At 44.5% G+C, this 6,841-nt stretch carries 9 protein-coding genes and 1 pseudogene; 9 read left to right on the top strand and 1 reads right to left on the bottom strand.

The features are described from left to right. Together PF479_RS04025 and PF479_RS04020 are read left to right on the top strand one after the other, a co-directional pair. A pseudogene (locus PF479_RS04025) lies at window positions 1-370 on the top strand (glutamine--tRNA ligase); the annotation flags it as partial. An 11-nt stretch (window positions 371-381) separates the two neighbouring features. Beyond that, window positions 382-1,722: a glucose-6-phosphate dehydrogenase gene (locus PF479_RS04020; protein WP_298002430.1), complete on the top strand. Its 1,341-nt coding sequence runs from the start codon at window positions 382-384 to the stop codon at window positions 1,720-1,722. Here PF479_RS04020 and PF479_RS04015 read toward each other — a convergent pair. Then, window positions 1,713-2,135 carry a SoxR reducing system RseC family protein gene (locus tag PF479_RS04015; RefSeq protein WP_298002428.1) on the bottom strand — a complete coding sequence of 141 codons (423 nt, stop codon included), beginning with the start codon at window positions 2,133-2,135 and terminating at the stop codon, window positions 1,713-1,715. The genes PF479_RS04020 and PF479_RS04015 overlap by 10 nt on opposite strands. Before the next feature lie 182 nt (window positions 2,136-2,317). Between PF479_RS04015 and PF479_RS04010 the strand changes: the two genes are divergently transcribed. The 7 genes from PF479_RS04010 to PF479_RS03980 form a co-directional block, all read left to right on the top strand. After that, a complete protein-coding gene (locus PF479_RS04010; protein WP_298002426.1) occupies window positions 2,318-3,217 on the top strand; it encodes an RnfABCDGE type electron transport complex subunit D in 900 nt (299 codons plus the stop codon). After that, window positions 3,214-3,819, top strand: a complete 606-nt coding sequence (locus PF479_RS04005; protein ID WP_298002424.1) for an FMN-binding protein — start codon at window positions 3,214-3,216, stop codon at window positions 3,817-3,819. The genes PF479_RS04010 and PF479_RS04005 overlap by 4 nt, the downstream gene beginning before the upstream one ends. Next, on the top strand, window positions 3,816-4,427 hold the full coding sequence (locus PF479_RS04000) for an NADH:ubiquinone reductase (Na(+)-transporting) subunit D (RefSeq protein WP_298002422.1): 612 nt from the start codon (window positions 3,816-3,818) through the stop codon (window positions 4,425-4,427). Before PF479_RS04005 ends, PF479_RS04000 begins: the two co-directional genes overlap by 4 nt. Then, on the top strand, window positions 4,424-5,017 hold the full coding sequence (locus PF479_RS03995; protein ID WP_298002420.1) for an NADH:ubiquinone reductase (Na(+)-transporting) subunit E: 594 nt from the start codon (window positions 4,424-4,426) through the stop codon (window positions 5,015-5,017). Before PF479_RS04000 ends, PF479_RS03995 begins: the two co-directional genes overlap by 4 nt. A 27-nt stretch (window positions 5,018-5,044) precedes the next feature. Continuing rightward, window positions 5,045-6,157 (top strand): NADH:ubiquinone reductase (Na(+)-transporting) subunit F, encoded by a 1,113-nt coding sequence (locus PF479_RS03990; protein WP_367277202.1) that lies wholly within the window; start codon window positions 5,045-5,047, stop codon window positions 6,155-6,157. Window positions 6,158-6,174: 17 nt separating this feature from the next. Continuing rightward, entirely contained in the window at window positions 6,175-6,630 is a 456-nt protein-coding gene (locus tag PF479_RS03985) for a hypothetical protein (RefSeq protein ID WP_298002418.1), read from the top strand. Between the two features lie 9 nt (window positions 6,631-6,639). Further along, window positions 6,640-6,841 (top strand): hypothetical protein (locus PF479_RS03980; protein ID WP_298002417.1); only part of this gene is annotated, 202 nt, incomplete at its 3' end.

The raw sequence follows: 6,841 nt of genomic DNA, 5'->3' as shown, positions 1-6,841 counted from the left end.
TCCTGCAACGAAAGGAGGGGATTCTCCTGATGGCAGAAAGGTGAAAGGTACACTCCACTGGGTTTCGGCAGAGAAGGGCATCAAGGCGGAAGTTCGCATGTATGACAATCTTTTTACTCTGGAGAATATGGATGACATGGAAGAGGGGAAGGATTATAAAGATTATATCAATCCTGACTCCCTTATCGTAAAAACCGATTGTATTATCGAACCTTCTCTGGCACTGGTTCAACCCGGAAAAATATTTCAGTTCTTGAGGCAGGGTTATTTTAATGCCGATATTAAAGATCACAGTGCAGAACATCCTGTTTTCAACCGGACCGTCGCATTAAAGGATTCATGGGCTAAAATTCAAAATAAAAGTAACTAGGGAGTCAGAGCATGTCCATTCAAAAGTCAGCAATAGTCATCATGGGTGCCTCGGGAGACCTGGCACACAGAAAACTCATACCCTCCATTGTCAAACTCTATGAGCAGGGTATTATCGAGAAAAATTGTTGTGTTCTGGGAAATGGACGTTCTGAATTCACAGACGATAGTTTCAGGGATAAAATCGGTTTGACCGGTCCCTATCGCCAGAAGTTTCACTATCATCAGGGCATGGAAGGTCTTTACGAGAAGATACTCTCTATGGGGGAATTTGAGCAGATTATCGTGTTTATGGCTCTTCCACCCCGAGTCTACGGCTCGACCGCGGAACAGCTCTATGAGCAGGGGTTCAGGGAGAATGTCCGGCTGATCATTGAAAAACCCTTTGGAACCGATCTGAAAAGTGCCCGGGAACTGAATAGCAAATTAAAAGAGTTTTACTCGGAAAAACAAATTTACAGAATCGATCATTACCTGGCCAAAGAAAGCATACAGAATATTCTGGTATTCCGTTTTGCCAACAATATATTCTATCCTGTCTGGAATAACGGCTTTATTGAATCCATTCAGATTTCTGCCTTCGAAGAGTTGGGGGTTGAATCCAGGGGAGACTATTTTGACGGTTCCGGAATCATCCGGGACATGATTCAGAATCATCTTTTCCAACTTCTGGCCCTGTTGACCATGGAAGCCCCTGTTTCATTGAAACCTGAAGAGATCCGTCTGCAGAAAATGGCCATTCTGAAGGCCCTTGAGATTAAAGAGTGCAAAATAAAACAGTATGAGGGTTATCAGAAAGAACCCAAAATTCCCTCTGATTCAGAAACAGAGACCTATGCAGAGATGAAACTGGAAATTAACAGCTTTCGGTGGACAGGTGTTCCTATTTATATCAGAACCGGGAAGGCTGTAGGAGAGAAGATGACCAGTATCGCCATCACCCTGAAGAAGGTTCCCCGTCTCCTGTTTAATCAGAATAACGAGCTGGAAAAAAATAAAATACTGATTCAGATACAACCCGACTCTTCCATCATCATCGATCATTCAACAAAAATACCCGGCAGTGATAAGGATATCACCACCACGGATATGGACTTCTGTTATTCCTCTTCCTACAATGGTGATATTCCCGATGCCTACCAGAAACTCCTTCAAGACGCCCTCAAGGGAGATCAGACCCTGTTTGTCAGCGCCGAAGAGACAGAACTGTCCTGGGAGAAGATTCAGCCCTTTCTGGATATGGGAAACCCCGGTCTCTATAGACGAGGCCGTATACCCAAGTCAGAGCTGGATGCAGACTGGGTCGACATGTCGAAATATGCCAGTGCCTGCCATGATGAGAATCAAACTTGATCGTCCCTGGAAAGGGCAACAAGTTCTATGGTCTGATTCTTTCTTAGTAGTTTCAATAGCAAAGCAGAACCTGCAAACCCCAGGATTCCGCCTCCCAGGGCAAAAAGATTCCTGCTTTGCTCATCAACCTGCCAATCAGTAAATCCGGGTAACAGTGAGATCAAGACGATAAAAAAGACCGGAAGGACGATGAGGAGAAACCAGTCCGCCTTTAAAGATTTGGGGGCAATCATTTCCACATCCATCCCGGTGGTGAGGGGTGAGTTTTCAGGGAGAGATAATTTCATGGTCTGTATCTTGGTGGAGCAGCTGCAGCCTTCACATTTCCCGCTTCCACACAGACCTGTATCATTAAGGAGTCCCAGGATAACCCGGTTATCTTTGATTTCGAGAATTCTAGCGTATTTTGACATTTTGTTTGTCTCCTTCTTCAATATTAAAGAATCATATATTATATTTCCACTATTATATGATAAAAAATGATTGAATCTTTTGCAATTATATTCACATGCAAACTATGATTAAATGGAAGTATATACCAGACAGGTTATATACTCATTTTAATTTGTAATATAAAAAATTCAGGGGGTCCTTTGTGTTCCAAAAACAAATCATGATGCGGAGAGTTGTTTACTCGCTCATTCCGATTATGATCTTTTCAGTCTACCTTTATGGATTACGCTCATTGATAATTCATGCTGTCGTATTCCTGGCAGGAACAGCAACAGAATATCTGTATATGAAAACCAGGGGGAAAAAAGTATCCGAGGCAGTCCTCGTGACCTGTTCTCTTTATGCTCTTTCCATGCCGCCTCTGGTTCCCTTGTGGATCGCGGCCCTGGGGATCATCTTTGGAGTCCTCTTCGGGAAGTGTATCTTTGGAGGCTTCGGCCGGAATATCTTTAATCCTGCCATTGCAGGACGCTTGTTTGTTTACATCAGTTTTCCATCCTTTATGACAACCGGTTGGATGGCACCCGGTCGTTTTGGAATGAATGCTGTTGATACTGTTTCCACAGCCACTCCATTGGGCTTGATGCGCAGAAATGTGATACCAGAGCTGAAAGATCTCATCATCGGTATCAGAGCCGGTTCACTGGGAGAAAGCGCGGTGATCCTTATCATTGCAGCAGGGGTCTACCTGATTTTCACAAAGACAGCCAGTTGGAGAATCATCCTATCGACACTCCTGAGTTTTCTGGCTCTCTCTTCTGCTCTCTTTTTCATGGGGGTCTCCTCCTCATTTCCTCCCCTGGAATCTCTGTTTTCCGGAAGCGTTCTCTTTGTCATCGTCTTTATGGCGACCGACCCTGTTACAGGACCTAAAAAAAATCAGGCACAGTACCTTTATGGGATTCTCATAGGGAGTGTGACCTGTCTTGTCCGGGTCTTCTCACTCTTCCCGGAGGGAACCAGTTTCGCAATTCTTATGGGAAATACCTTTGCTTCCTTGTTTGACGAATGGTTCACTCCCCGGAAAGGAGTCAAGAAATGAATAAAAACGGCATTATATATACAGTCATTTTTACTTTTTTAGTAGCCTTCTTTTTTGTCTTTTTCCTATCCCTCGCCGATGGAGCAACTAAAGAACTGGTCCAGAAGAACAACCTTGTGTCTGTACAAAAATCTGTCTTAAAAGCTTTGGATATACTTCCTTCTGATTCCGGAGATATTGCATCAACCTATGAAAAGCTATTTGAGACAGTTCCTCAGGCCGGAGACCGGTTGAAAACTGTAAAAGAGGGAACTGAGGTTTTAATAGGATACTTCAGCGGGAGCGGTCTATGGGGAACCATAACAGGCATTATTGCCGTAGATGGGGCTCTGGACAGAATCGTCGGCCTGGATATCATCAGTCATAATGAAACTCCCGGACTCGGCGGACGCATTGATGAAGAGTGGTTCAAAGAGCAATTCAAGGGTGAGAAAATAGGGGCTGATGGAATCAAAGTCGCCAAGGGAAGCGGTTCTGCAGATACAGACAGCAATAATTCTATTGTTGATGGAATCACCGGCGCCTCTCTGACAAGCAAATCCATGGAGACGATTGTGAATAAAGAACTGAATCTTTTCAGAACCGAAAGGAGCAGCAAATGAATGAATCAAGCCCCTCAACTATTCTGAAAAATAATATATGGCACAATAACCCGGTCTTTGTACAGATTCTGGGTATCTGTTCCACCCTGGCTGTAACAAATAACCTAACCAACACATTTATAATGACCATAGCTCTTGTCTTTGTCACAGCCTTGACGAATGTGACTGTTTCTATCTTAAAGACTCTCATTCCCCGCAAAGTCAGAATGATTGTTCAGACCCTGATCATAGCGTTCTATGTCATCATTGTGGATATACTCCTCAGAGCCTACCTGCCGGAAGTAAGCAAAGCCCTGGGGCCTTATGTGGGACTGATTATCACCAACTGCATCATCATGGGACGGGCTGAGACTTTTGCGCAGGCGAACGGGCCTCTTCTCTCCTTGTGGGATGGCATAACATCGGGTCTGGGATATATGTGGGTCCTTATGATCATTGCCTTCATCCGGGAACTCCTGGGATTCGGAACCCTTTTCGGAATGACCGTCCTTCCCGAAAGTTTTACCAGATGGACCATCATGGTCATGGCACCCAGTGCCTTTTTTCTGTTGGGAACCTTCCTCTGGGTAGTAAAATCTATAATTCTGAAAAAAGGAGTTGCCAAATGACACCGGATATTAATCCCTTTGTTCTCTTCTTTGCCTCAATTTTCACCAGTAATATTCTCCTGGCCAACTTTCTGGGAATGTGTTCCTTCATCTCCATATCCAAGGATATCAAATCTTCCAACGGCCTGGGTCTGGCTGTGACCGTAGTTCTCACTCTGACATCTGTTATTAACTGGGCGATACTGAATTATCTGCTGATTCCCATGGAGCTTTTATACCTCCGATACATCGTCTTTATCATTGTCATTGCTGCCACTGTACAGATTCTTGAAATGGTGATAGACCGGGTCTCACCTGCCCTCTATATGTCTCTGGGAATTTTTCTGCCTCTGATCACGGTGAATTGTGCCATCCTCGGTGTCGCTCTTTTTGTGGAAATCAGACACTATGACCTGTTGCAGACCCTGTTTTACGGTCTTGGTTCGGGTCTTGGATGGTGGCTGGCCATCATGGCCCTGGCGGCGATTCAGAAGAAACTGCAGAAATCTCCCGTCCCAGCCGGACTGGAAGGACCGGGAATCACATTAATCACCATAGGTTTCATGGCGATGGCCTTTGTCGGATTCTCCGGCATGCTGATTGTTCAGTGAGTTTAAACAACCAAGGAGAATGAAATCGTGAGTTTTTTGATTGCACCACTAACCATTGCCTGTATATCAGGCGTTCTGGCAGCTCTGATAGCCCTGATAGACAAGGTTGTCAACAATTATGGCGAATGTAAGATCGACATCAATGAGGGAACAAAAGTTGAGACCGTCAATGGAGGAGATCATCTGCTGTCTCTTTTATCCACAAAGGGGATTTTCCTACCCTCTGCCTGTGGAGGGAAAGGAAGCTGCGGTGCCTGTAAATGTCAGGTCACCACGGATGTAGGCCCTCATCTGCCCACAGAGACTCCCTATCTGACAAAAGAGGAAATGGCAGATAATGTTCGACTCGCCTGTCAGATCAAGGTAAAATCGGACCTGTCCATCCATATTCCCGAAGAATTGTTTAATGTAAAACAATTCAATGCAACCGTCCTGAGTATCAAAGATCTGACCTATGATATCAAAGAAGTCGTCTTTGATCTGGGTGAGGAAAGCATTACCTTTCACTCGGGAATGTACGTGCAAATTGTGGTTCCTCCCTACGCCAAGGTCAAAGGATCGACTCAGAGAGCCTATTCCATGTCATCCAGGCCGCTGGATCATAATAAGGTCGAACTTTTAATCCGCCTTGTACCCGGAGGGATTGCCACAACCTATGTTCATGAAAATCTTAAAGAAGGGGATAAGATGGGCCTTATCGGACCTTTTGGTGATTTTCGCAGATCATCCACAGATTCCATCATGCTCTGTGTGGCCGGTGGATCAGGAATGGCTCCCTTCAAGTCCATCCTCCACGATATGATTGACAGCAATGTGACAAACCGGGATGTGTGGTACTTCTTTGGGGCCCGTTCACTGAGGGACATGTTCTATATGGATGAGATGAGGGCTTTGGAAAAAGAAAATTCCTGGTTCCACTTTGTTCCCGCTCTTTCAGAACCTATGGAAGAAGACAACTGGACCGGTGAAACCGGACTCATCACCGATGTTCTGGATCGTTTTATCAAGGATTCCATCGGGGTGGAGAAGGATTTGGAAGGATACCTGTGTGGTAGCCCCGGAATGATCAATGCCTGTAATAATGTCATGACAAACAATGGTATACCCATAGAAAAAATTTATTATGACAGCTTTGCCTGATTTGAGGAGGAATCATTATGAAAATGTCGCCTAATATGAGAAAAGCTCAGGAAAATATGGCCGCCGGTGTTATAACTGCTGACGGGTTCCTGGGAGATGACAAGAGGCCGATTCAGGACATGATTGTTGAGACTGAAGAACTCATGAGGCATCATGGAATCGATATCGATGATGCGGTTCAGATTCTTAAGAATATGATGGAAGAGGGACGAAACGGATTGGGAGAACCCATCACTGTTGAGGATAAATGGATTGTACAGACAACTGAGGCAAGGGGTCATCTCCCCTGTCCCTTCGAAGATGGAATTCAAAGAAAAATTACGACGGTCATACGCAATATAAGTCTGAATGAATCCATAATGATTTCAACATTATCCCTGCACCTGTTGAAGAAACATCATTTTCTGGAGGGTAAAGGGTCTACTTTCCGCCTTGAACCGGATAAGATGAAACGTGTTCTTGAATTGAAATAGGAGAATAGGATGGAAGGAAAGATAGAAAATGCTGAGCAGAACCAGACATTAAGAAATGTCTGGTTCTATACACTGATTCAGGGGGCAATCAGTACTGTCACGGGATTAATCCTCATGATTTTCCCTACAATCGGAATGGTTTTTGTCTCATTAGTTTTCAGTTTTTATCTTATCTGGCTGGGAATCAGTCAAATTGTTCTGGGTTATAAAT

This window comes from Oceanispirochaeta sp. (assembly GCF_027859075.1).
In the GTDB taxonomy this organism is placed as follows: domain Bacteria; phylum Spirochaetota; class Spirochaetia; order DSM-2461; family DSM-2461; genus Oceanispirochaeta.
The sequence above is the reverse complement of the archived record's forward strand: the minus strand, read 5'-3'. Positions and strand labels throughout refer to the sequence as shown.

What these genes read in the sequence shown, in the direction of transcription:
- PF479_RS04020 (WP_298002430.1), top strand. Translation starts at nt 382, where the DNA reads ATGTCCATTCAAAAGTCAGCAATAGTCATCATGGGTGCCTCGGGAGAC.
- PF479_RS04015 (WP_298002428.1), bottom strand. Translation starts at nt 2,135, where the DNA reads ATGTCAAAATACGCTAGAATTCTCGAAATCAAAGATAACCGGGTTATC.
- PF479_RS04005 (WP_298002424.1), top strand. Translation starts at nt 3,214, where the DNA reads ATGAATAAAAACGGCATTATATATACAGTCATTTTTACTTTTTTAGTA.
- PF479_RS04000 (WP_298002422.1), top strand. Translation starts at nt 3,816, where the DNA reads ATGAATGAATCAAGCCCCTCAACTATTCTGAAAAATAATATATGGCAC.
- PF479_RS03995 (WP_298002420.1), top strand. Translation starts at nt 4,424, where the DNA reads ATGACACCGGATATTAATCCCTTTGTTCTCTTCTTTGCCTCAATTTTC.
- PF479_RS03985 (WP_298002418.1), top strand. Translation starts at nt 6,175, where the DNA reads ATGAAAATGTCGCCTAATATGAGAAAAGCTCAGGAAAATATGGCCGCC.